Below are 25,660 nucleotides of genomic sequence, written 5' to 3'. Positions count from 1 at the left end.
AGCCGCCGGTTTCCAGCGCGCCAGCATCGTGGTGGGGCGGCTGGCGCGGTCGGTCGCCTTGGCCGCGGCGATCCGGTCCCGCTCCTGCCCCGCCAACCCCAGCGCCGCCTCCAGCAGGACATAGGTGCCGAGCACCCGTTGGCGATAGGGTTTGAGCATATGGTTCTCGACCAATACCGTCGGCACGCCGATGAAGTCGCCATAGCCGGTGGAATAGCGCGGCCCTTCCGGTGCTTGCCGGATACCCTTGGCAGGATCGCGCGTATCGATCGGACTGGGATAGATCGCCGGGACGTGCCCTGCCCGGGTCAGTGCACGGGTCACGTGCGGGCCGAAGCGGTTCGTCAGCCAGTCGGCGGTCGCGCGGTGATAGGCGTAGCGTCCCCATCCCGCATAGGTGAAGGTAACGTCATACTGCATGTCGAAACCGTCGCTGACATGACAGTCGACGTAGAGGACCGGATCGAGCCGGTTCAGCAGCGCGATCATGGCACGCGTTTCAGGGGCGTCCGCCTTGGCATAGTCGCGGTTCAAATTGATGCCCCGCGCGTTGGCGACATAGCCCTTCTCCAACGGTCCGCGCAGCGCCGGAAAGTTCCAGCGGCTCATCCGCTCATGCCCGTCGATATTGTAGATCGGTACGAATACCAGATCGATATGGTCGAGCAGCGTATCCTTGCCGCGCAGCGCGATGTCCCGAAGCAGCATCAGGCCGGCATCCTTGCCGTCGATCTCTCCGGCGTGGATGCCTGCCTGTACCAGAACGACGGGCTTTTTCGGGCCGCCCTTACTGGCGCGAACCAGCAACAGGTCGCGGCCTTGCGCGGTCTGCCCGAACGTCTCGATCGCGATCAGCGGGGAAGCGGCATCCAGACGCTCGAGCCAGGCGCGTGTGTCGTCGTAGCGCGGCGTGGTAACGAAATCGGCGCGTTCGGCGGGTGTGATCCACGGATCGTCCTTCGCCGCGATCAGCCGTTCGCTTGCCCCGGTCCAAGGCAATACGGGCGGCAATACCGACTGAGGCAGTCCCGGCTGGGCCGCCGCCAGGGACGAGGCGAGCACCATACCCAGGAATGGGAGAATAAGGGTGATACGCATGACGGGCCTCGATTAGAAATGGGCGCGCAGGCCGACCGTGGCGGTGCGCGGCGTACCGGGCTGTACCCAGACGGCCGAATAGCTGTTCGCATACCAGTGCTCGTCGAACAGGTTGGTGACTGACCCGAACAGTTCCACATCCTTGGTGACGTCGATCTGGCCGAACGCGCGCACCAGCGTATGCGACGGCAGCGTGAAACCGGTGCCTGTCTCGCCGTTCCGTTTCCCCAGATACTGAACGCCCGCGCCCAGCAGCGCCTTGCGTGCGCCGAGCGTGAAATGCTTCGTCGCCTGAATATTGAAATTATGGTCGGGAATGTTGATCAGCGGATCGCCCGGTTCGATCTGGAACGAGAAATTCGGGTCCAATACGCGTGAGCGCGCCTCGGCATCGGTGTATGCGTAGCTCAGCAGCAGGTCGATTCCACCCGGCAGACTACCGTTGACGTCGAGTTCGACGCCGCGGCTGCGTGCCTTGCCGATCGCGATCGAGAAACCGGGGTTCAGCGTATCGGTAGCGAGTACGTTGGACTTTTGGAGTTGATACACGGCAAGCGTACCGGTCAGCCGACCGCCCAGCGCCGTCATCTTGACCCCGGCCTCGATCGACTTGCTGGTCTCGGGTTCGAACACGTTGCCGTTTGCATCGGCACCGATGTTGGCACGAAAGCCTTCGCCGTACGCGGCATAGAGCGAAAGCGGCTTGCTCAGTTCATAGACTATGCCGGCCTGCGGGCTGAAGCGGCTGCGCTTGCGCCTTCCCAATACGCCCGTCAGGCGGTTGTCCACGCGCAGCAGAAAATCGTCGTAACGTCCGCCGACGCGGACCTGGAGCCGGTCGGTCAGGCTGATCTGGTCCTGCACATAGGCGCCAACGGTCCGTTGCACGTCGACTCGGTCGGTGAGTGGCGCCGTGGCGGGAACCGGATAGCGACCATAAACCGGGTTCCGGATATCCAGCACATAGCCCGCTTGTTCGGTCGTGGTCGGCGTCACCACCGGACCGCGATACCGCGTGAACATCTGGTCGGTATCGAAATGATCGAAGTCCGCACCGCCCAGGATGCGGTGGCGCAGCGTACCCGTCGCGAACTCGCCGGAAAGCTCGGCGCGAAGAACGCTGTGCTCCGAGGTATAGCGCCGCGTTCTGCGCTGGCGCGACAACGAACGTCCATCGACGTAGAGCTTCTGGCGCGAGCGCACTGTTTCCGCATCGGACGAGGCGCCGGTCAGCAACGTGTCACGGTGACTGGCGCCGACGAGCAGGCTCCACCGATCGCTGAAATCATGCTGGAGCCGCAATTGATGTCCCGTGGCTCGGGCGACCGTATCGCAGTCGCTGGGTTCGCCGAGGAAGCGCGAACGCGGGACCGTGTCGAAGTTGCCGTCGAGCACTACGATTCCGCGGTCGAACGGCACCTCCACCCGGGTCCATTCGAAATCATAGGTCAGCCGCGTGGCATCCCCCAGCCCTACCCCGATCGACGGCAGGAAGCCCCATCGCTTCTGCTTTACTGTGTCGCGGAACGTGTCGCCGGACTCGGCATAGCCGATCAACCGCGCCGTCACGGTACCGGTCAGCGCCAGGTTCGCGTCGCCTTCCGCACGAACGGTATCGAAGCTGCGATACTGCAATGACGCCGTGCCGAAGCTACGGCCGAGTTCCGCCTGTTTGGTGACGAGATTGATCGACCCGCCTGGCTCGCCCCGCCCCAGGACCGCAGCGGCCGGCCCCTTAAGCACCTCGACCCGCTCGATCCCCGCCACGTCGCGCTGGCCGCTAAAGCCGCGCCCGGCGTTGAAGCCGTTGACCAGATAACCGCTCGGTAGATTCTCGTCGCCCGTGAACCCGCGCACGGCGAAGCTGTCCCACAGGCCGCCCAGCGTATTCTGCCGAACTACGGAGGCGTTGAGATCCAGCGCGTCGGTGAGCCGCAGGATGGCGTTCTCTTCGATGACCGCTTTGTCGATCGTCGCGATCGATTGAGGGATCTCCCGCAAGGTGAAGTTGCCGCGATAGGGTTGGCGGACTCCCGTGACGGTAATCTCTTCGCGTTCGACCCGCGTTTCGGGAGGCGATTGGGCGGTGGCGGGGCTGGACGGAAGTATAATGGCAAGCGGGAGGGCGCCGGCCGTCGCGGCGGCGCGCATGGATGGACGCAATGGATATCCCCTTGGCAGTATGACGGCCCCGCTTCGGCGGGTCTCGATCGGCGGCCTCTATGCTGTGATGATGTATCATCGTCAATGATATCTTGTTACATTTGTTGCGATGCGGCATGTGGCCCCCATGGCCATAGTCGAGGTACCGATGACAAAGACCGATCCGATCCTGATCGACGCGCTGACGCTCGCTTACGGCGAACACGTCGTACTGAACCGCCTGTCCCTGGCCGTCCCCGCAGGCAGCATCACCGCATTGCTGGGCGGAAACGGCGCGGGCAAGTCGACCACGCTGTCCGCACTGCTCGGCTTCACCCGCGCCCAGTCCGGAACCATCAGGGTCTGCGGAATCGATCCCGCCACGAACCTCGACGAGACGCGTCGCCGGGTCGCGTACCTGCCGGAGAACGTCGCGCTCTACGAGCATCTCTCCGCCGTCGAGAACGCCGACTATCTGCTAGCGCTGTCCGGCCAACGACAGACACCGGACGCGATCACCGAGGCCTTGTCCGCGGCCGGGTTGCAGGAACGCGCCTGGAACCAGCGCCTCGGCGGCTTTTCGAAAGGAATGCGGCAGAAGGTCGCGATCGCGGTCGCGCTCCTGCGCGAAGTCCCGGTGCTGCTGCTCGACGAACCGACCTCCGGCCTCGATCCCCGTGCCACCGCGGACTTCAACGCGCTGCTGGTAGCGGTGCGCGCGCGCGGAACCGCGGTTCTGATGGTGACGCACGACCTGCTGTCCGCCGCCGACATCGCCGATCGCATCGCCTTCCTGGAGGCAGGCCGCGTCGCGCATGAAGTTATCGCGAGCGGGCCCGAGCGGTTCGACGTGCGGGCACTCCACGCGCGGTTCCAGACCGGCGGGGAGCAGGTGGCGGCATGACGATCGCAAGCCTGATCGCGCGCGACGAATTGCGGATGATGGTCCGCAACCGCGTCGCGATGATCGCCCTCGTGCTGCTCGCGCTGCTGACGATCGTGGCAGTGGCGAGTTCATGGGCACACCAGAGCCGCACCGCCGAACTGCGCGACCGGCATGCCCATGCCGCCGAGCACGCCTTCGATGCGCAACCCGACCGCCATCCGCACCGGATGGTGCATTACGGCACCTTCATCTTCCGGCCGCTGGGTCCGCTCGCGGCGTTCGATCCGGGTGTCGACGCGTTCACCGGAAGCAGCATGTTCCTGGAGGGACATCGACAGAACACCGCCAATTTCGGCGACGTCCGGCAAAGTTCGCTGCTGGTCCGCTTCGGCCAGTTGACGCCCGCCTTCGTCTTGCAGGCGGTGGCGCCGCTGCTGCTGATCTTCCTCGGGTACGGCGCGCTCGCCCGCGAAACCGAAAGCGGCACGTTGCGCCTGCTGATGCTCCAGGGCGCGAGCCGCGGGCAGGTCGTCCGGGGCAAGGTGCTGGCATTGGGTGCGGTAGCGTTGATCGCGGGCGCACCGGCGATGATCGGCCTCCTGTTGATCGCCGGGCAACCGGGTGCGCTGGCATGGCCGATGCTGGTGATCGCGCTCGGCTATGCCGCGTATCTCGCCTTATGGGCCGTGCTGATCGTGCTCGTGTCCGCATTGGTCCACCGCCGCCGCGACGCATTGCTGGCGTTGGTGGCGCTGTGGGCGGTCGCGCTGATCGTGTTGCCGCGGGTCGCCCCCGACGTGGCGAGCGCCGCCGTGCCGCTCGAAAACCGGCTGCAGACCGATGTCGCGATCGCGCGCGACCTGCGGAAGATGGGCGACAGCCATAATCCGGACGATCCCCACTTCGCGGCGTTCAAGCAATCGGTGCTCGATCGCTACGGCGTCGCGAAGGTCGAGGACTTGCCGGTGAACTACAAGGGCGTCGTCGCAGTCGAAGGCGAGCGCATGACCGCATTGCTGTTCAATCGCTATGCCACCGACAGCTTCGTCGCGCAGGCAAGGCAGAACGGGATCGTCGAAACGATCGGCCTGCTCAGCCCGGCGATCGCGCTGCGCTCGCTGTCGATGGCGGCGGCCGGGACCGATCTCGACGGCCACCGCCGGTTCCTCGAACAGGCGGAGGCGTATCGCTATGCGCTGGTGCAGCGGCTGAACCGGATGCAGGCGGAGGCCGTCAGCTATGCCGACGATTCCGCCGTCGATGCCGGCGCCGATCGCCGCAAGCGAGTGTCGGGCAACAACTGGCAGGCCATGCCCGACTTCCGGTTCGCAGCCCCCAGCGGCGCTACGCTGGCACTGGCCGCCCTGCCCGGCCTCGCGATCGTGGGTGGCTGGTTGGTGGCCGCCCTCGTCCTGCTTGGGTTTGCCACCCGCCGATTGGGAGCACGCCGATGACCCTCTTCCTGCACGAACTTCGGCTGTTGTCCCGCCAGCGCCTGACCGTGATCGCGCTAATACTCCTCGCGCTGCTCACCAGTACGGCACTCGCCGCGGGCATCGTCGAGGTGACGCGTCAGCGTGCCGTCATCGCCGCGATCCCGGCCGCGCAGGCCGAGGACATCGGCGCGATCGCCGACTATGTCGATCATACCAAGGACGCGGGAAGCGCCGCTTATTACAGCTTTCATTCGACATGGGACTCGCCCGCGCCGCTCGCCTTCGCCGCGCTCGGGATGCGCGACGTATCGCCGTTCATTTTGCGGGTCCGTGCGCTGGGACTGGAGGCGCAGATCTATGACGGCGACACCTTCAATCCCGAACTCGCGCTACCCGGGCGGTTCGACTTCGCATTCGTGCTGGTGTTCCTCGCCCCGCTGTTCGTGATCGCGCTGTTCCATGATCTCGTTTCGGGGGAGCGCGAAGCGGGCCGGCAACGGATGCTGGACGCGCTGCCGAGCGGCGGAAAGGCCTTGTGGCGCCGGCGGACGTTGCTTCGCCTGCTGGTGCTATGGGCGGTACTGGGCGTTCCGTTCACGATCGCAGCGGCGATCGAAGGCGTGGCGATCGGTGCGATCGCGGTCGTGGTGGTCCTGACGCTCGGCTATCTGCTGTTCTGGGTCGGGCTCGCCACGCTGATCGGCCGGCTGCGGTGGAGTTCGGTAACGAACGCCGCCACGCTGGTGGCAACGTGGCTGGTGCTCGTGCTGATCGCGCCGACGCTGGCGAACGTCGCGATCAACGCCGCGATCCCCGTGGATCAGGGTGCGGAGATCGCGCTCGCGCAGCGGGAGGCGGTGAACCATGCATGGGACATCCCCCGCGAGGATACGATGCGGCGCTTCTACGCGCGTCATCCCGAATGGGCGGATTCAGCCCCGCTGGGTCCCGCGTTCCATTACAAATGGTATCTGGCCTTCCATCAGAATGGCGACGAAAGCGTCCGCGATCGCGTGCACGCCTACCGGTCCGGGCTGGAAGCGAGGGACGCCGCCGGCCGTGCGCTGGGCTGGGTCCTGCCCTCGGTCGGGGTGCAGGCGTTGTTGACCCGGCTTGCGCGGACAGACCTAACCGCGCAGTTCGCCTATCAGGACCGTATTCGCGCATTCCATCAGCGGCTGCGCACCTTCTATTACGGCTATCTGTTTCACGATCGTCCGTTCGGAAGGGCCGATTTCGACGCGGCACCCCGCTTTCAGCAGGCCCCACGCGGCTGACGACGATCGGCCGGCAGTCGTCGGGAAACTGCCGGTCGATAGTGGGCGCGAGTCAGAACGAAACCTGGACGCGCCCTATGATCCTGTCGCCGGCGTTGCGCCGATCGGCAAACCTGTCGGCGGTGGCGGTACCGGTGCGGGAAATGTCGGTCCCGACATAATCGACGCCGATCGTCAGGCGGTCGCGGCGGTGTTCTAGGCCGAGCCGCCAGTTGGTGTAACTGCCGCCTGGACGAAGACGCTCCGCCCGGACGGGATCGCTGACGCTGCCGGACGAATGGCCGAGTTCGGTAAGTACCGTGAACGGCGTACCGGGAATACCGGCATTGGCGTTCACATAGACATGCACGTTGCTGCCGCCGATCGCGCGCTGCGACGGGGCACCGATCACGCCGACCGTGGCGTAGAGCGGACCATAGGCGTAACTTGCCGATACGCCGGCCTCGACATAGTCCATGCGTCCTCGCGCGCCCGCGAATGCGTGGCCGGTAGCGTCGGTGCGGATACGCACCGCACCCAGATCCCAGTCGGTTCCCACCGACAGGTCGACGACCGCATCGGCGCCGCCGTGTCGCACGCTGTTCCGAAGCGTCACCGCGCGCGCCGATGCATCTAGCCGACCGCGCGAGACGCGAAGATCGCCCGCCAGCGCGGCACGTCCCTCACTCCAGCTCAGCCCGCGGCGTTCCTCCTCGCTCATTACCTCCAAGGTTACCGACCCGGCATCCTGAGCAAACGCGGGCGTGATCAGGCCGCAGCTCACGGCGCCGAGCACGCCCGCCAATTGAACGCGGCGGATCATCCAGCGCGCTGCGGACTGTGGATCCGGTCGAGCTCGACGCGCAGCATCTGCTCGTCTTCCTGCGCCAGCATCAGCAGATGCTGCTGCATGTCCGCGGCCTTTGCGACGACTTCCTTCTTGATCGCGCCATGGCTTGCGACGCACCAGCCAGGCCGGGTGCCCGAGACCACGGGTTCGCTGTCGATGCTGCGCACCAGCCTGGTACCCGACGCCGCGACCGCGTGGCGTGCGACCGACATGCTTGCCGCCCAGTCGCAGCGCAGCGACGACGCTCTTCCGCCGGGAGCGACCGCGCCCACCTGTTTGTGCGTGATGACGACGTCGCCGCGATATTTGACGGCGACCGGACCGCTGCGATGATCCACCTCGTTCTGGTGATCCACGGTCATGCCGAGGGCGGCACCGGTGGCGGCAAGCACCAGACCGGCGGTTAGAAAATAGGCCATATTCGTTCTCCTGTTGCCATTCCGATCCATTCTGATCGGTAAAGCTGATCCTTGCGGACGATGATTCTACAACGACGCTGCGGCGCGTCGGTTCAGTTCAATTGCAGCCGCAAGGCGCGGGCGCGCAGTCGATGCTTCACGTCAAGGCGCAGACGATTCAGCCGATACAGGCGCAAGCTATTGGGGATGCGCCGCTTTATCTCGGCGCGAATCTGCTCGTCCAGCCGCGCGTGCAACTGGGTCAGTTTGTAGGAAAATATAAGCAAAGCCGCTCTCCAACCAACGATTGAACGATCGGATCGGTCGCGATGACAGCAGGCAAACAGGCCAGGCCTAAGCATCGAGATAACCCGATGCGGTCCGACATCACGGTCGTGCTGAGACGATCGCCAGAGGGGCCCGGCCCGCTCCCTCAAACTAGGGTTTCGCCGGTCGAGGTCAATATGGTTGCGATCAAATTTTGCATGCGTTGACATTAGGTCGCGGGGCCCCGATGTTAACCGCATGTACGCTCCTGCGACACATAAGCGTTTTCGCGACCACGCCGGCCAACTCGCCGCACGGGATTAGCCCGAGCTCGCGGCCACGGCCGTTCGAGTTCGGGCATTATTCGATCTGACCTTTGGGACGCGTTCGGCGCGCCCATGATCTCGAGTAAGCGGAAACCGCATCGTGGCAAACCATAGCTTAAAATCCGACGCCCCGTCTTCGGACGATTCCGAACAGCAAGGCGAAACCCTACCGCCCCCTCCTTTCCTCAGGGCAATGCCGAAGCATTTCTTCTCGAACGACTTCGAGCTGGAGATAGTCGAGGACTATTCGAAGGCCGAGGCAGAGACGGAGCGCAAGACCAGTCCGAAGTGGTTGAGCGTGTTGATGGAACTCAATCTTCTGTTGTTGATCCTGGTGGTCGGGGTTCCGGTGCTCTTATATTGCATATGGAGCTCGGGCACCTAGCCGGTTGGGGCGGCCGTCTCGCCGACGTGATACCGATGGCGGGCTTTGGGGGTGGTTCCTCCCAGCCTGCCTGACGGTCATGGCCTACCGGGACTACCCGGCTTTTTTGCTAACTATTCTCATTAGCCTTGATATGCCTGTCGCGAGCCGATAGGCGGTGGCGCGTGAACTCGTCCCAAACTTCCGTGTCGCCTGCGACCAATACCAAGCGCAAACGCAAGTGGCGGGGGTGGTGGCTAAAGCAATTGCACAACTGGCACTGGATTAGTGCGGCGCTGTCGCTGACTGCGATGCTGTTGTTCGCGATCACCGGGATCACGCTCAACCATGCCGCGTCGATCGGTGCGAAACCGGTCGTCGTGGAGAAGAGTGGGACATTGCCGCGGCCGCTGCTCCACATGCTGAGCGCACCGCATAGTGCCGACGCGCCGCTTCCCGTTCCCGTCGCCAAGGCGGTCATGGCCGCGGTCGGGCTCGATCCCGCGGGCAAGCCGGTGGAATGGTCCGATAGCGACGCCTATGTCGCGTTGCCTCGGCCGGGCGGCGACGGTTGGGTGAGCATCGCGCGCGCGACCGGGGCGATCACCGCGGAAACGACCGATCGCGGCTGGATCTCGTATCTGAACGACCTGCACAAGGGGCGCAACGCGGGCGCGGCGTGGTTCTGGTTCATCGACGTCTTCGCGGCCGCGTGCATCCTGTTCACGCTGACCGGGCTGCTGTTGCTGCAGCTTCATGCGCGACACCGGCCATCGACCTGGCCGATCGTCGCCGCGGGGCTCGCTCTGCCCGTTCTGCTCGCCGTCCTGTTCGTCCATTGAGGGGTTTCGCCATGCGTCCTACCGCGTTCCTGTTGCTCGGCGGGGCGATCACCGCGCCCGCCCTGGTGTCGCCAGCCGTAGCCGCGCCGCCCGGTGCGGTGACGATCACGATCCCGCGGCTCGACGTCGCCGAATATCATCGCCCTTATGTCGCGGTGTGGCTGGAGCCGGTCGGTGGCGGTACGCCGCGGACGCTGGCGGTGTGGTACGACCTCAAGAAGCGCGGCAACGATCCCGGCACCAAGTGGCTGGCCGACCTGCGCGCGTGGTGGCGCAAGGGCGGCCGCAGCCTGACGATGCCGGCCAACGGCGTCAGCGGCGCGACGCGGACGCCGGGCCAGTACACCATTCCCCTGCCCGCCGACCTCAAGCCCGGCCAATATGTCCTCAACGTCGAGGCTGCACGCGAGACCGGCGGGCGCGAACTCGTCTCCGTACCGCTTGCCGCCGGGGGTCGTGCCTCGGGCAAGACCGAACTCGGCGCCATCGCCATTTCCGCTCGCTAAGGAGCGCATCATGAAGCCTTTAGTTGCACGCCTGATGGCCGCCGCCGCGCTGTTGTCGATCCCCGCCGCGCTGTCGGCGCACCGCATGTGGATGCTTCCATCCGCCACCGTTTTCTCGGGCACCGACGGCTGGGTGACGGTCGACGCCGCGGTCTCGAACGACCTGTTCTTCTTCGATCACCAGCCGCTCCGCCTCGACGGCATGAAGGTGTGGCAGCCCGACGGCAGCGAAGGTGCGCTGCAGAATGGCGCGACCGGGCGTTATCGCTCGGTGTTCGACGTGAAGCTCGACAAGCCCGGCACGTGGAAGATCGGCACGCAGATGTCGGCCGTCATGGGCAGCTTTAAGGTCGATGGCGTCGAGAAGCGCCTCGGCGGTCGCCGCGGTCCGCCTCAGCCGAACGCGCCTGCCCCGCTGACCGTCGCCGACATCCCAGCCAACGCGACCGACGTGAAGGTCACCGAGGTGTCGGGCCGCAACGAGATCTTCGTGACCGCCGGCGCGCCGACCACGACGGTGTTCAAGACGACCGGCAAGGGTCTGGAGTTCGCACCGATCACCCACCCCGACGAACTGGTCGCGGGCGAGACCGCGAAGTTCCGCTTCCTGGTCGACGGCAAGCCCGCCGCCGGCCTGAAGGTCACGGTGATCCCGGGCGGCAAGCGCTATCGCAACGACGAGGGTGCGCGCGAGCTGACCACTGGCGCCGACGGCGTGCTGAGCGTCGATTGGCCGACTGCGGGGATGTACTGGCTGAACGCCGCGCTGACCGACGCGAAGGCGACCACCCCGCGCGCGACGGAGCGGCGGATGAGCTACGTCACGACGCTCGAAGTGCTGACGCCGTGAGATACGACACTTGAGGATCGTGTTGCCGCCGGCGATCGATCCCGCGGCGTTCGCGGCGCGCGATCCGGCGGCGGCGGTGTTCGATCTTCGGGGCGAAACGATGGGGACGACGTGGCGCGCGAGCTTCGCCGCCCCCGTCGGAACCGATCCGTCGCAGGTCCGTATTGCCATTGTCGCGCGGCTTGCGGGCCTTGTCGCGGAGATGAGCCACTGGGCACCGGACTCGCTGCTGTCGCGCTTCAACCGGTCGGCGAGCGGAACCTGGACCACGCTCGCGCCGGACTTTGCGCATGTCATGGCCTGCGGTCTAGCCATCGCCCGGACGACGCGGAGCGCGTTCGATCCCGCGATCGGGAGGTTGGTCGATGCGTGGGGGTTCGGTCCGATCGCCGTGGCCGCACCGCCGGATGCGTCGGATATCCAAGCCGCACGCGCCACATCGGGCTGGTCTCGGCTGACGTTCGCCCCCGTCGGCGCGCATCTTCGCCAGCCCGGCGGCGTCGCGCTCGACCTGTCGGGGATCGCCAAGGGCCATGCGGTCGACGTGGTCGCGGACCTGTTGCGCGATGCCGGTATCGCCAATGCGCTGGTCGAGATCGGCGGCGAGCTTGTCGGACGCGGGATCAGGCCGGACGGCGACCCTTGGTGGGTCGACCTCGAAAGCCCACCCGGCCTGGCGCTATCGCCGCTCCGCATCGCGCTGCACGGCCTGGCGGTTGCGACGTCGGGCGATTATCGCCGCGGCGCGCATACGCTCGATCCGCGTACCGGCAGACCGATCGAAACGCAGGTCGTCTCCGCTAGCGTGATCCACCAGACTGCGCTGGACGCCGACGCCTGGGCGACTGCGCTTACCGTGCTGGGGCCGGTAGAGGGCTTGGCGCTGGCTCGGGACTACCGGATTGCTGCTCGGATCGTCACGCTGATCGACGGCGACGCGCGCGAATATCTCTCCCCCGCACTCACGGCGATGCTGGTCGACTAGAACGGCGCTACCCGATCGCCACCTCACGCGTTACCCCGAGCTATGAACGACGCGCTTCCCCTGACCCCGGCGATACCCGCCGCGACGCTCGTGATCTTTCGCGATACCGACGGCGGCCCGCCGGAACTGCTGATGGTCGAGCGCGCCAAGGCGATGGCGTTCGCGGGCGGGGCTCTCGTGTTCCCCGGCGGTCGGGTCGATCCCGGCGATCATGCGCTGGCGGCGTTACTCGGTTCATCCGATGACGAAACTGCGGCGCGCATTGCCGCAATCCGCGAGACCATCGAGGAAGCGGGCCTTCCCGTCGGCCTGTCGCCAATGCCTTTGCCCCCCGCATTCGAGCGTCTGCGCGCTGCGCTTCACGCCGGTTCGGCGTTCGGCGAAGCGTTGGCGGCGGCCGATACGAACCTCGACCTCGACGCGCTGGAGTATTTCGCACGCTGGCGTCCGGCGCACGCGCACGCGCGAATTTTCGACACGCGGTTTTATCTCGCACGATTGCCGGCCAACGCGCCCGCAGCCCGGGTCGATGCGACCGAGAACGTGCGGCTGTTCTGGGCGACGGCGGCACAGGTGCTGGCGGAGGCGGATGCGGGGCGCGCGACGATCATCTTTCCGACGCGGCGCAACCTCGAGCGGTTGGCATGGTTCGCCGATTTCGATGCGGCGGTCGCGGACGCGCGCGCGCATCCGGTGCGGACCGTGACGCCGTGGAGTGAAACGCGCGGCGGGATCGAGCATCTCTGCATCCCCGATGATCTCGGCTATCCGGTCACGTCGGAGCCGATGTCGGACGCGGTGCGCGGCTGATGCGGGCGGTGCGGCTAACCCTCGGCTGGCTGGTGGGACTGGCGATCGTCGCGACGATCGCGCTGATGCTCTGGTCGATGGCGCGCGGACGACCGCAGGATCTACCCTGGGCGCCGCTCGATCTCGGCCAGCCTATCGGCATGTTCACGGGACGCAAACTCACCGCGCTGACCGAGGATTTCCCGCAATGCCGCGCGCTGCTCGACCGCGCTGGCGTCCGCTATACGGTGTTGCCGCCACGCAAAGGCGAGGGGCAATGCGGCTATGCCGACGGCGTGCGGCTGACCGGCGGCGCGCGGAAGATCGCCTTTGCGCCTGCCGGGTTGGGCATTGCCTGCCCCGTCGCAGCGGCACTGTCGATGTGGGAATGGAACGTGGTCCAGCCCGCGGCCGAGCGGCATTTCGGCGCGCGTGTGGCGAGTATCGATCATTTCGGCAGCTATAGTTGCCGGCGGATCTACGGGCGGGATGCAGGGAACTGGAGCGAACACTCGACCGCCGACGCGGTCGATATCGCCGGCTTCCGCCTGACCGACGGCACGCGTATTACGGTGGTTCGTGATTGGAAGGGTGGCGACGCCAAAGCGGCGTTCCTGCGCGAGGTGCGCGACGGCGCGTGCAGCGTGTTCGCGACGACGCTGTCTCCGGATTATAATGCGGCACACGCCGATCATCTGCATTTGGATCAGGCGAACCGTGGGTCGATGGGGTGGCGGGCGTGCCGGTGATTGGATCCCCCGTCGTTACCCCCCCCCGGCGAAGGCCGGGGTCCAATTGGGAGACTTGGCTAAACAAAGGGCTGCCGATCGTTACTGCGACCTTTCCAATTGGGCCCCGCCTTCGCCGGGGTGGATGACGCCCTGACAGTCCGCCAAGCTACCCGCGAGATTTTAACTCGCCAGCGTCGTCCCCGAATCCACCTTCTCCACCCAATACGGAAAGAACGCCGGCTGGCGGTTCGACCAGCCCGACGCGGTCGCCGCGGCTTCGCTGATCGACTGGAGCAGTTTCCGCCGCAGTTCGGGGTGTAGATGCGGGAGTGCCGCCGCCGCGCAGAACGCCGACGGTAGCCACGGCCGGACTTCCGCCCCGAGCAACCGTTCGTACAGGAAGCGCAGAGCCGAAAAACTCGTCAGGCGCCCCTGCCCCAGGTCGAACGCCACCAACGTCATCAGCGGCGCGAGGAACGGCTCGATCGCGCTCAGCCCGCTGTCGTCCGGCACCATCGCGCGAAGATCGGGGAGGTTGTTGTAGAGCCGCGCCTGCGCCCGGATGCTCGCCGCCTCGACCACGTCGCGGGACCAGCGCTGCATCGCGTCCTCGCGGTCGAGGCCGACGTCGAGCGACCGGCGGATGTACCGCTGCGTCGAACTCGGAAAAGCCGCGAATTCCTTCATTTCGGCGAGGGTCATCGATCCCTGTGCCGGTTTCATTCTGGAAGCCATGTCGTCACCCCGCTCTCGTCAAGGACCGGCAGACTAGGCGCTCGGATGGTTACAACGACCCGTTGCGCGTCATCTTTCCGTAACACCAAGCGACCATGAAAGCTGTTGCGCTGCAACAAGGCTGCGACGAACCGAACGAAACTAAGCGATTTGATCGTCTTGCGAGGCGTTTGGGCAACAAAAAAGCGTCGGTCGTTGCCGACCGACGCTTTTTTGTTAAGCAGAGAAGAGAATTACGCCTGCTTTTCGCGCAGAGCGCGCTCAGCATCCTCGTCGTAACCGGACGACTTCGCCGGCTCACGATTTGAACCCGGCTGCGTCGCGGAAAGCGGATCGCTGCCGTCCATTGACTCGTCGAGCCCGTTGTCGAGACGCGCATCCGCGCTGTCGGGGTTCTTCTGCAGGCGCTTGGCGATCGACTTGTCCTGGCCCGCTTCCTGTCGCGGATCGCGACCCGAACTCTTGCCCTCCGCATCCTTGTCGTCGGGCGCCACCGAAAGGCTATCCAGTGCGCTCTTGTCTATGTCGGTCATTGCGACGTCCCTATTTAATCTTGGCGATGACCAACGGTCGAAGGAGCGGAGCGTTCCCCTGCCTGCCCCCTGCCTGGACGGGAGGAAGAGGGTTCGAGAACCAGATCGATCGACTGACGCTCACCGTCCGCTCTTTTATGCCCCCCTCCCTGAAAGGGAGGGGTCGGGGGTGGGTCGGCCCGCTTTAGCCACGACCGTGCGAACACACGGAACCCGACCCACCCCCTGCCCCTCCCTTCCAGGGAGGGGAGCAGCGCCTCAATCCAGCGGCGTGACCTTTACCGTCTGCTCCCAGAGATACGCCTGCCCGAACACCGTCATAAACGCGATGTCCGTCACGTCGCGCCCGACGCAAACGCGGGCGATGTCGCTGCATGTCGCCACCTTCATCGCGTCGATCAGCCGCGACAAACGTCGAAGGGGCGGAGCGTTCCCCTGCCTGCCCCCCTCCCTGAAAGGGAGGGGTTGGGGGTGGGTCGGCCGGTTTTAGCCGCGACCGTGCGAGCATGCGGAACCCGACCCACCCCCTGCCCCTCCCTTCCAGGGAGGGGAGCAGCGCCTCAATCCAGCGGCGTGACCTTTACCGTCTGCTCCCACAGATACGCCTGCCCAAACACCGTCATGAACGCGATATCCGTCGCGTCGCGCCCGACGCAGACGCGGGCGATGTCGCTGCATGTCGCCATCTTCGTCGCGTCGATCAGCCGCCAGTCTCCCGCCAGCCACAGCTCCGCCACCGCATGGAAGTCGGGCGGATCGACGCCGGGAGCGTAAGCCGACACGCACCGCGCAGGGATCCCCCCTGCGCGCGCGAGCGACACCAGCAGATGCGAATAATCGCGGCACACCCCGGACCTGGACGCGAACGTATCGAGCGCGGTCGTCTCGCCGCTGCTCGATCCGCAGCGATAGTCGAGCGACTGGTACACCCACTCGGTCAGCGCCGCCGCGAGCGGTCCGCCTTCCAACCCGCCGAACTCACGCGCTACGAAGCCTTCGAAGCGGTCGGACGGGCAATAGCGGCTCGGCATCAGATACGGCGTCAGCTCGCCATCAAGCATCCGCGGCGGCGTCGCCGGATACAGCTCTAGCTGCACACGCTCGCGCTTCACCGCAACGATGGCCTTATACTCGGCGGTAAAGCGGCCATGCCCGCGCGACCAGCAGCGCTGGCCGATCCCGTCCTCGCCGCGCACCGCCCGGATCGGACTGTCGGACCACAAAGTGAGGGACTCGGACTCGATCTTCTGGTCGGCCATCGCCGCCGCTTCGATCTGGAGGAGCACGTCGGCGTCCCCGGTGATCCCGTAATCCAGACGCACGTCGATCGAGAGCCGCATTGCGCGTCCCATTCCTGTTCAATGACCAAAAGAAAAGGGCCCGGCGGTGTCCCGCCGAGCCCTGCGTTCGTCACACCCTTAGCGGGAGTTAGTTGCGGCTGCTACCAAACAGACGCAGCACGAACATGAACATGTTGATAAAGTCGAGGTACAGGCTCAGCGCCGACATGATGACGACCTTGCCGACCATGTCCGTACCCGCGACCTGCGCATACAGGCTCTTGGTCCGCTGCGTATCGTAGGCGGTTAGGCCAGCGAACAGCAGCACGCCGATGCCGCTGATGACCAACTGCATCACGCCCGACTGCAGGAACATGTTGATCAGGCTCGCGACCAGCAGGCCGACGACGCCGATGATCAGGAACGTCCCGAACGCCGACAGGTCGCGCTTGGTGGTGTAGCCGTACAGGCTCAGCGCAGCAAAACCGGCGGCGGTGGCGAAGAACGCACCCGCGATCGACGTGCCGCTATAGACCAGGAAGATCGTCGACATCGACAGGCCCATCAGGACGGCGAAGCCCCAGAAGAGCAACTGCATCGTGCCCGTCGACATCTTGTTCTGGCCAAAGCTCATGCCGAACACGATCGCGAGCGGTGAGAACATGATGACGTACTTCAGCGGGCCGCCGTTCATAAACACCTGCGCGGCGGGCGACGTGTTGCCACCCATCGCGAACAGCATCGCGACGATGCCGGTGAGCAGGACTGCCGAGCCCATGTAGTTGTAGACGGACAGCATGTACGACCGGAGGCCAGCGTCATAGGCCTCGGTACGCTGGCCCGTGGCCGTCGTTCCGAACGGCGCGGCACGGGGCCGGGGGTCAGACCAATTAGCCATTGTGAAATCAGCTCCTTTGTCCGGCATAATGCCGGTTACGGTGAATATCGTCTTTTACAGGACGTTTTTCAAGCAGAGTGGTTGCATCGGCGCCGTGGTTCGCGGTTACCTCCCGCGAATCATGATACGCCTTTTCGTCGCCCTTCGCCCGCCGCCGGCCATCCGTCAGAGCTTGCTCGACATAATGGAGGGCGTGCCGTCCGCGCGCTGGCAGGACGATGACGACCTCCACGTGACGCTGCGGTTCGTCGGCGAGGTCGAACGACCCGTCGCCGAGGATATCGCGGTCGCGCTGAGCCAGGTCGTCGCGTCTACACCGAGCGTATCGCTGAGCGGAGTCGGGAAGTTCGAGAAGCGCGGGCGGACCGATACCTTGTGGGCCGGCGTGACGCCGCACGACGCCCTCGCCGCGCTCCACCGCAAGGTCGATCAGGCGTGCGTTCGTGCCGGCCTTCCGCCCGAACATCGCGCGTATCTGCCGCATATCACGGTCGCACGGCTGGCGCGGTCGGCGGGCGTCGGGTTCGCGGTCGACGAATGGCTGGCGACGCATGCCGCGCTGTCGAGCGCGCCCTTCCCGCTACCCCATCTCGTGCTGTACCAGAGCCACCTCGGCCGCGACGGCGCGACCTACGAACCGGTTGCACGCTGGGCGCTCGATACCGGGGGTGGAACCTGAGCGACGGCAGAGGGTTCGCCAAGAGATCAACAGGGAGAGACACTATGCGGATTGCGACACTGGCTTTGCTCGGCGCGGCAACGATCGGGCTGACCGCCTGCGACAAGACTGGAATGGAGACCGGCGCACCCGTCGCAGGCGGCCAGCGCGCCACCGCGATGCTCCAGACCGCGACCGGCACCGACGTCGGCCGCGCGACGGCCACCGACGTCGCGGGCGGCCTCCGCTTCACGCTCGACGCCAAGGCGATGCCCCCCGGCACGCACGGCGCGCACATCCACATGGTCGGCCGCTGCGACGCGCCCGACTTCACCACCGCCGGCGGCCACTGGAACCCGACCGGCATGAAGCACGGCAGCATGAACCCGCAGGGGCCGCATGAAGGCGACCTGCCCAATCTGATCATCGGCACGGATGGTCGCGGCACGATCGGCATCACGATCCCCGGCGCGACGATGGCGGGCCTGATGGATGCGGACGGCTCGGCCTTCGTGGTGCATGCGGGTCCGGACGACCTGATGACCGACCCCGCCGGCAACAGCGGCGGGCGGATCGCCTGCGGGGTGTTCCAGGCTGGGTAACACCCCTCCCGTTCGTGCTGAGTAGCGACCAAGTAGCTTCGCAGAAGCGTATCGAGGGCGCGTATCGAAGCACAGGTCCCGTGCACCAACCTGTCCCCTCCCCGTTCGCCCTGAGCGAAGTCGAAGGGTCAGCCCCGCGCGCAGGTGCTTCGACTTCGCTCAGCACGAACGGAAAGCCACGCGCCGCCAAACCGATCGATCCTCCCCCGCAAGGGGGAGGTGGCTGGCCCTTGCCAGACGGAGGGGGAGGAAAGGGAAACCTCTGTTGCGTGTCCTTCCCCTCCGTCACCTGCGGCGCCACCTCCCCCTGGCGGGGTAGGATAGCAAAGCTCAGACCGCCTCCCCAGCCGTCCGCGCGCGCTCCTCTCGCGTAGCCTCGGCCCCCGGCGCCAGCCGGTACGCCGCAATCGCACACGCCAAAGTAATCGGCGTCACCACCAGCAGCGAAAGCATGCCGATCGACAAGCTCCCGGTCAGCGTCGACACCCGCCCCGCCATATACGGCCCGAGCGCCAGCCCGATCAGCGTCGTGCCGATGAAGAACGTCGCGGTCGCCGTCCCGCGCATCCTCGGCAAGACCATGTCCTGCGTGGTCGCCGCCGCTGCGCCCAGCGCGCACGACGCGGTCAACTGTGCGAGGAATATGCCGGTGTAGAACGCGGTCGGCGACGACGCGGTGAAGGCCAGGATCAAGAACGGCACCGGCACCACCGCGCCGAAGATCACCACCCACAGCCGCCCTGCCGGGTTGCCGCGCCGCAACCGATCCGACACCACCCCGCCTATCGTCAGCCCGAGAAATCCCGCGGTCGCGCCGAGGCTGCCGATCATGAACCCCGCCGACGCCGGCGTCGCGCCAAGCTCGCGCAACGCATAGGGCGCCGCCCAGAAGCTCGCGGCATAGCTGAGGAATGCGTTCAGCCCATAAGCGACCACCGTGCAGAGGAACGCCGGCGTGCCCACGATCAGCGCGAAGGTCGGCGGATCGCGCCGCTTCAGCGCCGACGCCCACGAGAACACCGCATACACGCCGATCCCGATCGCCACCCATTGCGGCCAGGGCTCGCCCGCCGAGACCAGCCCCGACACCGCCGCGACCACCACTGCCAGCGCAACGAGGTTGTACCCGAGCGCCCGCGCGCCACCCATCGCCGCGCCGATCAGCGTGAGCGGCGGCACGATCGTCACCAGTTCGGCGCCGAACGCACGGAACGGCGCGGGATGCTTCTCGGGGTCGGGCAGTCCCTCGACCAGTCCGCGGATCGGTTCCTTCAGCGTCGCGATCCAGACGGCGAGTAGCAGCCCCGGAAGTCCGACCGCCATGAACGCCGCCTGCCAGCCGACCAGTCCGAGCGGCCCGCCCCCCGGATAGGCGCGGTTCCAGCCCTGCACGATCAGCCCGCCGATGAAGAGCGAGCAGCCGCCGCCGACGTACAATCCGGCGGAATAGATCGACAACGCCGTCGCCCGCAGCCGCTTCGGGAAATAATCGGAGATGATCGAATAGGCCGACGGACTCGCGGTCGCCTCGCCGATGCCGACGCCGATCCGCGCGGCGGCGAGATGCCCGCCGGTCTTGGAGAACCCCGACAGAGCCGTCATCACCGACCACAGCGACAACCCGATCGTCATCAGCCTCACCCGGTGCCAATTGTCCGCCAGCCGACCGAGCGGAATACCGAACAACGAATAGAACACGCCGAACGCGGTACCGTACAAGAAGCCGAGATCCTGGTCCTTGAGCCCCAAGTCGCGCTTTATGTCCTCCGCCAGGATCGAGATGATCTGCCGGTCGACAAAGTTCAGGACATAAACGAGGAACAGGATCGACAGCACGTACCACGCATAGCGCGATGCACCTTTCTCCGGCTCGCCCATGATGGTTTCGGCGTTCGCCATGATCCCTCCCCCGATGCTTTTCGAGCTATGGGTATCAAAGGTATGAAGAGAGAAACAGTGCTTTCGGCAGTGTCGGGTACGCCGGAGCAGGCCAAGTCTTCGCCCCTCCCTGGAAGGGAGGGGTTGGGGGTGGGTCGGCTTCCTCATGTCCGTCCGACGGTGACAAAAGCCGGCCTACCCACCCCCAGCCCCTCCCTTTCAGGGAGGGAAGCAGTTTCGCCCGCCCCTTGGAAAGCGGTGCGCTTCCACCTCAGTGCGACCCGATGCGCCCGCGACGTCGGGCACCCTGTTCGAGACGCTGCAACAGCGTCTCGATCGTCGCCGGCGTGCTAGGTTCGACGGGAGCACGCGGCGGCCGGGGGATCGGTGTCGGCGCACTCACGTCCGCCACCGGCTCGCAAGCCACGACGACCCGCTGCTCGACCGCCTCCACCAGCGGAGCCGTCACGAACGTCTCGGGCTCCGCGGCCGGCGAAGCGTCGATGACCGGCGCCAGTGTCGTCGCCTGGGCCAACGGCGTGATCGGTCGCACCGGCTCCATCGGCACCGGCCGGATCGCGTTCGGATCGAACGCGGCGAGCGGCTGGTCGAGATCGGCCGGGATCGTCCGCTCGTCGCGCGCGCCGCCCCCGCCGCCGACCCCGACCTCCATCATCGGCGTCCCCAGATCGGCGGCCGACATCGGCTTGCGCGGCGGGGCGTCGGGATGCGCGTCGGCGCGGCGGATCACGGGAACGCCGTCCTCGCGCCGCGGACACTTCGCAAACGGACCACCCGGTCCGAACAGCAGGTACAGCGACGACCAGAGCACCGCGCCTACCATCACGCCGCTTCCCAGTGCGAGCAAGACATGCGCCGTCATCCCCAGCGGTGGCGCCGCCATCGGAATCAGCGCGGCGACACCCGTGGTCCAGACCAAGGCTTCCAAGGCCGCCGTGGATATCACCAGGACGACGACCGCCGCGATCAGGCCACCGGCCGCCGCGCCGTAGAGCGGCAGCGAGCGCAGCATTTGCTGCCGACTGGAACGGTGAACGAACGCGACCATCAATCTTCCCATGTCGAGGCCGAGATCAGCCGCTGGTAGACCGGTCCATACCGCAGAATGTTCGAAGACCAGTTACGCTCTTCCTGCACGAAAGCACGCCCCCGCGCACGCCGTTCCTCCCAACCCGAGCGGTCCGCGAACATTCTGGCCAACGCGGTCGCAATCGCCGGTGGATCGTCGGGCGGAAACAGCGTGCCGGTATCGCCGTCGCGGATCAGTTCGCGGTGCTCGCCGACGTCCGACGCCGCGACCAGCCGCCCCTGCGCCATCGCCTCCAGCGGCTTCAGCGGGGTGACCAGGTCGGTCAGACGCATGCGTTTGCGCGGATAGGCGAGGATGTCGACCAGCCCGTAATAGCGCTCGACCTCCTGACACGGTAGCGCATCGAGGTTGCCGTCCCCGTCCCGTTGCCGACCGCCGCATCCTCCCAGAATGCGCGGACCTCGTACACCAGCGGCAGCTTCCGTTTGCGCACGATCAGCGCGGCGAGCGCGGCGATCACCGGCGAATGCGCGTGGAGAATGTCGGGCTTGAAGGCATCGACCGCGGCTTCGATCCGCTTGGCGAACGCCGCGATACCGACGACCTCGCCGACCGGCCCCGGCTTCACGCCCGCTGCCGTCCGATGGAAGGTCAGACCGTCGGCCGATTCGACCGACGCAGGCGCGACGCCGTGCGCGGGCCGCTGACCGCCGCGACGGTCCAGCCAAGCCCCTCCTGCGCCTTGAGGATCGCGCGCGTACGGAGTGTGTAGCCACTTTGCAGCGGTAGGCCGTAATCGAGGACATGAAGGATACGCATCGTGCACGCCGTCTGCCACAGATCGCTTAACGGCGCGTCAACCGACTTTACCTGGAGACAGATCCACCAGGACGGAGGCCGTACCTATGATCGACAATCTCGCGCTCGGCCTCAGCCACGGGTTGATGATTCTCGCCGCGCTCCTGTTGCTGAAGCGCCCCGACCTCGACCGCGAGCCGAGCCCCCGCGACTGAAAAGAAGCGCGCCCCCGCCGAGAAAGCTCGCCTTTGTGCACGATACGGGCCCTGTCGTACCCATAACGATGGTTGTGTTCCTGACGATCGTGCTCGCCGCATCGATCGCCCTGTACCACGCGCTGAAACGCCCGGCCCAACGCTGGATCAACAGTTGGTCGTTCAAGGTGTAAACGGAGAGAGAGAGCTAGGCCCGGAGCCCGCCCCCTCCCTGTTTCCCCGCGAAGGCGGGGACCCAGTCTGGGCACCCGCCTTCGCGGGTGAACAAGGAAGGATGAGCCGGCCTCAGAAATCAATCGACCGGTTCGTCTGCCAGTTCTTCTTCCAGCGCTTGGATGATCGCCTTGTTGAACGCGGGGATGTCGTCCGGCTTGCGGCTGGTGATCAAATTGGCGTCAACCACGACCTCCTCGTCCACGACATCCGCGCCCGCATTCTCCAGGTCCGTCCGGATCGAGGGATAGCTCGTCAGCCGCCGGCCATCGATCACGTCCGCCTCGGCCAGCAACCACGGCGCATGGCAGATCGCGGCGACGATCTTGCCGTCCTCCATGAACTCGGTGATGATCTCGATCGCGCGCTCCTGCTGGCGCATCGTGTCGGGATTGGCGACGCCGCCCGGCAGCACCAGCGCGTCGTAATCGTCCGTATCGACCTCGTCGAGCGTCAGGTCGGGCGTTGCGGTCTCGGCCTTGTTGATATCGCCCTTCATGCCCTGGATCGGATCCATCTTGATCGAGGCGAGCTGCACCTTCGCACCCGCCGCCTCCAGTGCCTTGCGCGGTTCGAACAGCTCGACGGTCTCGAAACCGTCGGCAGCGAGCATCAATACGCGAGCTTGGGAAAGATCGGCCATGTCATGTCTCCAGTGAAATCCCGTGCCCCCTCAACCCCGCGTCGCGCGGGTCGTTCCGGAACGATGCGTGCCCCCGAACATTTCGAGACCGGAAGGACCACCGCATTGCCCACCAAGATCGTGTATTCCGACGATTCCAAGCCCGGCATCACCCGCAAGAAGATGCGGAACGGCTGGGGCTATTGGGATGCGAAGGGTGAGAGGATCACCGACCGCGACGAGATCGACCGGCTGAACGCGATCGGCTTGCCCCCCGCCTACCGCGACGCGTGGTTCTGCCCAAAGCCCAACGGCCATATCCAGGCGGTCGGTTGGGACGAGAAGGGCCGCAAGCAGTACCGCTATCATATCGGTTTCCGCGAAGCGCAGGAGGCCGCCAAATACGAGCGCTGCGCCGATTTCGGCCACGCCCTCCCCAAGATCCGCAAGGCGGTCGAGGCCGACCTCCGCAAACGCTCGCTGACCCGCGAACGCGCGGTCGCCGCCGTGATCCGCCTGCTCGACGGCGGTCACATCCGCATCGGCAACGAAGCCTATGCCGAAGCGAACGAGAGCTTCGGCGCGACCACGCTCCGCAAACGCCACGGCGAGGTGAAGGCCGCGACGTTGAAGCTCCAGTACAAGGGCAAGTCCGGCAAGATGCGGACGCTCAAGATCACCGATCGGTCGCTCAGCAGCTTCGTCAAAAAATGCCAGGACCTCGACGAGCAGCATCTGTTCGCATGGCTCGACGATGCCGGCGTCGCGCACCCGGTCACCTCGACCGACGTGAACTGCTACATCCGCGATGTCACCGGCACCGACTTTACCGCCAAGAACTTCCGCACCTGGGCCGCCAGCGTCGCCGCTTTCGAAGCACTTGCGTCGGCCGAACGCGACCTCAGCCTCAAGTCGATGCTGGAACCGGTGGTCGCGCGGCTCGGCAACACGCACGCGATCGCGCGCAAAAGCTATGTCCACCCGTCGCTCATCGCACTGGTGAAGACGGGTCAGTCGACCTTCCGCCAGGCGCTCCGCCTTCCGCGCTCCAAGCGCTATCTCAGCCGTGCGGAATGCGGCCTGATCGCGTTCCTCGAAGCCGGCGCCTGCCCGACCGCGATCATCGCACCCCCTCGCGCCAAAGCGGCCTGACGAGTATTCCCATGACCAACACTACCGCCGCCAAGCAACCGATCTTCGACGCCAGCGACGTCGGCGATCACGCCCAGGGCTTCGTCACCGCCAGCATCGCCTGGGTCCAGGCATACTGGCTCCAGATCCTGATCGCGTTCGGAATCGGCGCGGTCATCGTCATCGTCCTTCACACCGCGCGCCGGTTCGGCAGCAAGCTGTGCGAGCGCCCGCGTGCGCTCAACGGCTGGGGAATCGTGGTCGGCAAGGCGATCGCGCGGACCGGCAATTTCTTCATCGTGATGCTCGCGGCCAAGCTGGTCGCGGGCTACTCGGCCGCGCCCGGCGAAGTCGCAACGACGATCAACTTCCTCTTCACCGTCGCCGCCGTGATGCAGGCGGCCGTTTGGGTCCGCGAGATCATCCTCGGCGCGATCGAACACCGTACGCAATCCGAACATTATTCGGGCGAGGCGTTGCTCTCGGCGATGGGCCTGATCCGCCTGCTCGTCACCTTCGTGGTCTTCGCGGTCGCGCTGGTGGTGGTGCTCGACAATCTCGGCGTCAACGTCACTGGCCTGGTGGCGGGCCTCGGCGTCGGCGGCATCGCGATTGGGTTGGCGGCGCAAGGCATCTTCGCCGACCTGTTCGCCGCGCTCGCGATCATCTTCGACCGCCCCTTCCGCCGCGGCGACTCGATCAGCTACGACACCGCCTCGGGCAGCGTCGAGGCGATCGGCCTCAAATCGACACGCATCCGCGGCATCGACGGCGAGGAGCGCGTGATCTCGAACAAGAACATCCTCAACAAGGAGATCCTCAACAACACGCAGCGCAACCACCGCCGCGCGAAATTCCTCATCGGCGTCACGTATTCGACGCCGCCGGAAGTGTGCTCGCGCATCCCCGCGATGCTGAAGGAGATCGTCGAAGCCAACGACAAGATCTTCATCCGTGCCGGGTTCACGGGGTTTGGCGCTTCGAGCCTCGATTTCGAAGTGCAGTTCGACAGCAAGGGGCCGGATTATGGGAGCTTCTACGACGGCCGCACGGCGGTGGGGATCGCGATCCTGAAGCGCCTCAACGACGAAAAGATCGAGATCGCCTTCCCGACGCAGGTCAACATGATGGCCGCACCGGACGGGTCTATGGTGATGCCGTATCCGGAAGAGCGACGGTCGGACGCAGAAGCAACGCCTACCTGATCGTTCCCTTGCGAAAGCAGGGGCCCAGGGTCACAAACATAGTCCCTTGGAACCCTGGACTCCCGCTTTCGCGGGAGAACAGCGTGCAAGCCCTTCCATATATCCGTTCCCGTCG

27 protein-coding genes and 1 pseudogene (1 of these 28 running past the window's edge) are annotated in these 25,660 nt (G+C 65.9%); 14 read left to right on the top strand and 14 right to left on the bottom strand.

From position 1 onward, the window contains the following. Both QFZ54_RS01550 and QFZ54_RS01545 read right to left on the bottom strand, forming a co-directional pair. A protein-coding gene (locus QFZ54_RS01550) for a M14 family metallopeptidase (RefSeq protein WP_307083764.1) crosses the window boundary here: on the bottom strand, positions 1 to 1,098 show its 5' portion. It extends 687 nt beyond the left edge of the window; only the first 1,098 of its 1,785 coding nucleotides appear in the window; the start codon lies at positions 1,096 to 1,098; its stop codon lies off the left edge, out of view. Between the two features lie 12 nt (positions 1,099 to 1,110). Further along, complete coding sequence (locus QFZ54_RS01545) at positions 1,111 to 3,249, bottom strand: TonB-dependent siderophore receptor (protein ID WP_307089210.1); 2,139 nt, start codon at positions 3,247 to 3,249, stop codon at positions 1,111 to 1,113. A gap of 160 nt (positions 3,250 to 3,409) precedes the next feature. Between QFZ54_RS01545 and QFZ54_RS01540 the strand changes: the two genes are divergently transcribed. From QFZ54_RS01540 to QFZ54_RS01530, 3 genes are read left to right on the top strand one after another with little or no spacing between them, the layout of a single operon-like run. Next, a complete protein-coding gene (locus tag QFZ54_RS01540; RefSeq protein WP_307083761.1) occupies positions 3,410 to 4,144 on the top strand; it encodes an ABC transporter ATP-binding protein in 735 nt (244 codons plus the stop codon). After that, positions 4,141 to 5,580 carry an ABC transporter permease gene (locus QFZ54_RS01535; protein WP_307083760.1) on the top strand — a complete coding sequence of 480 codons (1,440 nt, stop codon included), beginning with the start codon at positions 4,141 to 4,143 and terminating at the stop codon, positions 5,578 to 5,580. The genes QFZ54_RS01540 and QFZ54_RS01535 overlap by 4 nt, the downstream gene beginning before the upstream one ends. Continuing rightward, a complete protein-coding gene (locus tag QFZ54_RS01530) occupies positions 5,577 to 6,839 on the top strand; it encodes a DUF3526 domain-containing protein (protein ID WP_307083758.1) in 1,263 nt (420 codons plus the stop codon). Before QFZ54_RS01535 ends, QFZ54_RS01530 begins: the two co-directional genes overlap by 4 nt. Before the next feature lie 52 nt (positions 6,840 to 6,891). On the opposite strand, the gene QFZ54_RS01525 is transcribed toward QFZ54_RS01530, so the two are convergent. The 3 genes from QFZ54_RS01525 to QFZ54_RS01515 form a co-directional block, all read right to left on the bottom strand. Next, a complete protein-coding gene (locus tag QFZ54_RS01525) occupies positions 6,892 to 7,641 on the bottom strand; it encodes a TorF family putative porin (RefSeq protein ID WP_307083756.1) in 750 nt (249 codons plus the stop codon). Further along, positions 7,638 to 8,087: a hypothetical protein gene (locus QFZ54_RS01520; protein WP_307083754.1), complete on the bottom strand. Its 450-nt coding sequence runs from the start codon at positions 8,085 to 8,087 to the stop codon at positions 7,638 to 7,640. The genes QFZ54_RS01525 and QFZ54_RS01520 overlap by 4 nt, the downstream gene beginning before the upstream one ends. 92 nt (positions 8,088 to 8,179) lie before the next feature. Further along, the gene (locus tag QFZ54_RS01515) at positions 8,180 to 8,353 is read right to left on the bottom strand and encodes a hypothetical protein (protein WP_307083752.1); all 174 of its coding nucleotides are present in this window, start codon (positions 8,351 to 8,353) and stop codon (positions 8,180 to 8,182) included. 406 nt (positions 8,354 to 8,759) lie between these two features. Here QFZ54_RS01515 and QFZ54_RS01510 point away from each other — a divergent pair, with 406 nt between their 5' ends. From QFZ54_RS01510 to QFZ54_RS01480, 7 genes are all read left to right on the top strand, one after another. Beyond that, complete coding sequence (locus QFZ54_RS01510) at positions 8,760 to 9,044, top strand: hypothetical protein (protein ID WP_307083750.1); 285 nt, start codon at positions 8,760 to 8,762, stop codon at positions 9,042 to 9,044. Positions 9,045 to 9,208: 164 nt separating this feature from the next. Further along, positions 9,209 to 9,865: a PepSY-associated TM helix domain-containing protein gene (locus QFZ54_RS01505; RefSeq protein WP_307083748.1), complete on the top strand. Its 657-nt coding sequence runs from the start codon at positions 9,209 to 9,211 to the stop codon at positions 9,863 to 9,865. An 11-nt stretch (positions 9,866 to 9,876) separates the two neighbouring features. Beyond that, entirely contained in the window at positions 9,877 to 10,371 is a 495-nt protein-coding gene (locus QFZ54_RS01500; RefSeq protein ID WP_307083746.1) for a DUF2271 domain-containing protein, read from the top strand. A gap of 10 nt (positions 10,372 to 10,381) precedes the next feature. After that, positions 10,382 to 11,221 carry a DUF4198 domain-containing protein gene (locus QFZ54_RS01495; protein WP_307083745.1) on the top strand — a complete coding sequence of 280 codons (840 nt, stop codon included), beginning with the start codon at positions 10,382 to 10,384 and terminating at the stop codon, positions 11,219 to 11,221. A 10-nt stretch (positions 11,222 to 11,231) separates the two neighbouring features. Beyond that, entirely contained in the window at positions 11,232 to 12,206 is a 975-nt protein-coding gene (locus QFZ54_RS01490; protein ID WP_373458410.1) for an FAD:protein FMN transferase, read from the top strand. Between the two features lie 42 nt (positions 12,207 to 12,248). Further along, positions 12,249 to 13,016 carry an NUDIX hydrolase gene (locus tag QFZ54_RS01485; RefSeq protein ID WP_307083743.1) on the top strand — a complete coding sequence of 256 codons (768 nt, stop codon included), beginning with the start codon at positions 12,249 to 12,251 and terminating at the stop codon, positions 13,014 to 13,016. Further along, positions 13,016 to 13,744 carry an extensin-like domain-containing protein gene (locus tag QFZ54_RS01480; RefSeq protein ID WP_307083741.1) on the top strand — a complete coding sequence of 243 codons (729 nt, stop codon included), beginning with the start codon at positions 13,016 to 13,018 and terminating at the stop codon, positions 13,742 to 13,744. The genes QFZ54_RS01485 and QFZ54_RS01480 overlap by 1 nt, the downstream gene beginning before the upstream one ends. 162 nt (positions 13,745 to 13,906) lie before the next feature. On the opposite strand, the gene QFZ54_RS01475 is transcribed toward QFZ54_RS01480, so the two are convergent. The 5 genes from QFZ54_RS01475 to QFZ54_RS01455 all read right to left on the bottom strand — a co-directional run bounded on the left by QFZ54_RS01475 (position 13,907) and on the right by QFZ54_RS01455 (position 17,172). Then, positions 13,907 to 14,461 (bottom strand): hypothetical protein, encoded by a 555-nt coding sequence (locus tag QFZ54_RS01475; RefSeq protein WP_307083739.1) that lies wholly within the window; start codon positions 14,459 to 14,461, stop codon positions 13,907 to 13,909. Between the two features lie 233 nt (positions 14,462 to 14,694). Next, complete coding sequence (locus QFZ54_RS01470; RefSeq protein ID WP_307083737.1) at positions 14,695 to 14,994, bottom strand: hypothetical protein; 300 nt, start codon at positions 14,992 to 14,994, stop codon at positions 14,695 to 14,697. Between the two features lie 258 nt (positions 14,995 to 15,252). Beyond that, positions 15,253 to 15,384: a hypothetical protein gene (locus QFZ54_RS01465; RefSeq protein WP_307083735.1), complete on the bottom strand. Its 132-nt coding sequence runs from the start codon at positions 15,382 to 15,384 to the stop codon at positions 15,253 to 15,255. 170 nt (positions 15,385 to 15,554) lie between these two features. Further along, entirely contained in the window at positions 15,555 to 16,334 is a 780-nt protein-coding gene (locus QFZ54_RS01460; protein ID WP_307083733.1) for a transglutaminase-like domain-containing protein, read from the bottom strand. An 88-nt stretch (positions 16,335 to 16,422) separates the two neighbouring features. Next, on the bottom strand, positions 16,423 to 17,172 hold the full coding sequence (locus QFZ54_RS01455) for a Bax inhibitor-1/YccA family protein (protein ID WP_307083731.1): 750 nt from the start codon (positions 17,170 to 17,172) through the stop codon (positions 16,423 to 16,425). Positions 17,173 to 17,293: 121 nt separating this feature from the next. On the opposite strand from QFZ54_RS01455, the gene thpR reads away from it, so the two are divergent. Continuing rightward, on the top strand, positions 17,294 to 17,851 hold the full coding sequence (thpR, locus tag QFZ54_RS01450) for an RNA 2',3'-cyclic phosphodiesterase (RefSeq protein ID WP_307083729.1): 558 nt from the start codon (positions 17,294 to 17,296) through the stop codon (positions 17,849 to 17,851). A gap of 44 nt (positions 17,852 to 17,895) precedes the next feature. Beyond that, positions 17,896 to 18,432 carry a superoxide dismutase family protein gene (locus tag QFZ54_RS01445; protein WP_307083727.1) on the top strand — a complete coding sequence of 179 codons (537 nt, stop codon included), beginning with the start codon at positions 17,896 to 17,898 and terminating at the stop codon, positions 18,430 to 18,432. Positions 18,433 to 18,762: 330 nt separating this feature from the next. Here QFZ54_RS01445 and QFZ54_RS01440 read toward each other — a convergent pair whose 3' ends face one another. From QFZ54_RS01440 to QFZ54_RS01425, 4 genes and pseudogenes are all read right to left on the bottom strand, one after another. Beyond that, the gene (locus tag QFZ54_RS01440) at positions 18,763 to 20,331 is read right to left on the bottom strand and encodes a spinster family MFS transporter (protein WP_307083725.1); all 1,569 of its coding nucleotides are present in this window, start codon (positions 20,329 to 20,331) and stop codon (positions 18,763 to 18,765) included. Positions 20,332 to 20,581: 250 nt separating this feature from the next. After that, a complete protein-coding gene (locus QFZ54_RS01435) occupies positions 20,582 to 21,379 on the bottom strand; it encodes a hypothetical protein (protein ID WP_307083723.1) in 798 nt (265 codons plus the stop codon). Continuing rightward, positions 21,379 to 22,180 (bottom strand): annotated as a pseudogene (locus QFZ54_RS01430) (glycosyltransferase). Before QFZ54_RS01430 ends, QFZ54_RS01435 begins: the two are co-directional and overlap by 1 nt. A gap of 486 nt (positions 22,181 to 22,666) precedes the next feature. Next, a complete protein-coding gene (locus QFZ54_RS01425) occupies positions 22,667 to 23,230 on the bottom strand; it encodes a type 1 glutamine amidotransferase domain-containing protein (RefSeq protein WP_307083720.1) in 564 nt (187 codons plus the stop codon). A 162-nt stretch (positions 23,231 to 23,392) separates the two neighbouring features. Between QFZ54_RS01425 and QFZ54_RS01420 the strand changes: the two genes are divergently transcribed. Both QFZ54_RS01420 and QFZ54_RS01415 read left to right on the top strand, forming a co-directional pair. Further along, complete coding sequence (locus tag QFZ54_RS01420) at positions 23,393 to 24,361, top strand: DNA topoisomerase IB (protein WP_307089207.1); 969 nt, start codon at positions 23,393 to 23,395, stop codon at positions 24,359 to 24,361. An 11-nt stretch (positions 24,362 to 24,372) separates the two neighbouring features. Then, positions 24,373 to 25,545 carry a mechanosensitive ion channel family protein gene (locus QFZ54_RS01415; protein WP_307083718.1) on the top strand — a complete coding sequence of 391 codons (1,173 nt, stop codon included), beginning with the start codon at positions 24,373 to 24,375 and terminating at the stop codon, positions 25,543 to 25,545. Positions 25,546 to 25,660: the final 115 nt, after the last annotated feature.

This window comes from Sphingomonas faeni, from assembly GCF_030817315.1.
GTDB lineage: Bacteria > Pseudomonadota > Alphaproteobacteria > Sphingomonadales > Sphingomonadaceae > Sphingomonas > Sphingomonas faeni_C.
The sequence above is the reverse complement of the archived record's forward strand: the minus strand, read 5'-3'. Positions and strand labels throughout refer to the sequence as shown.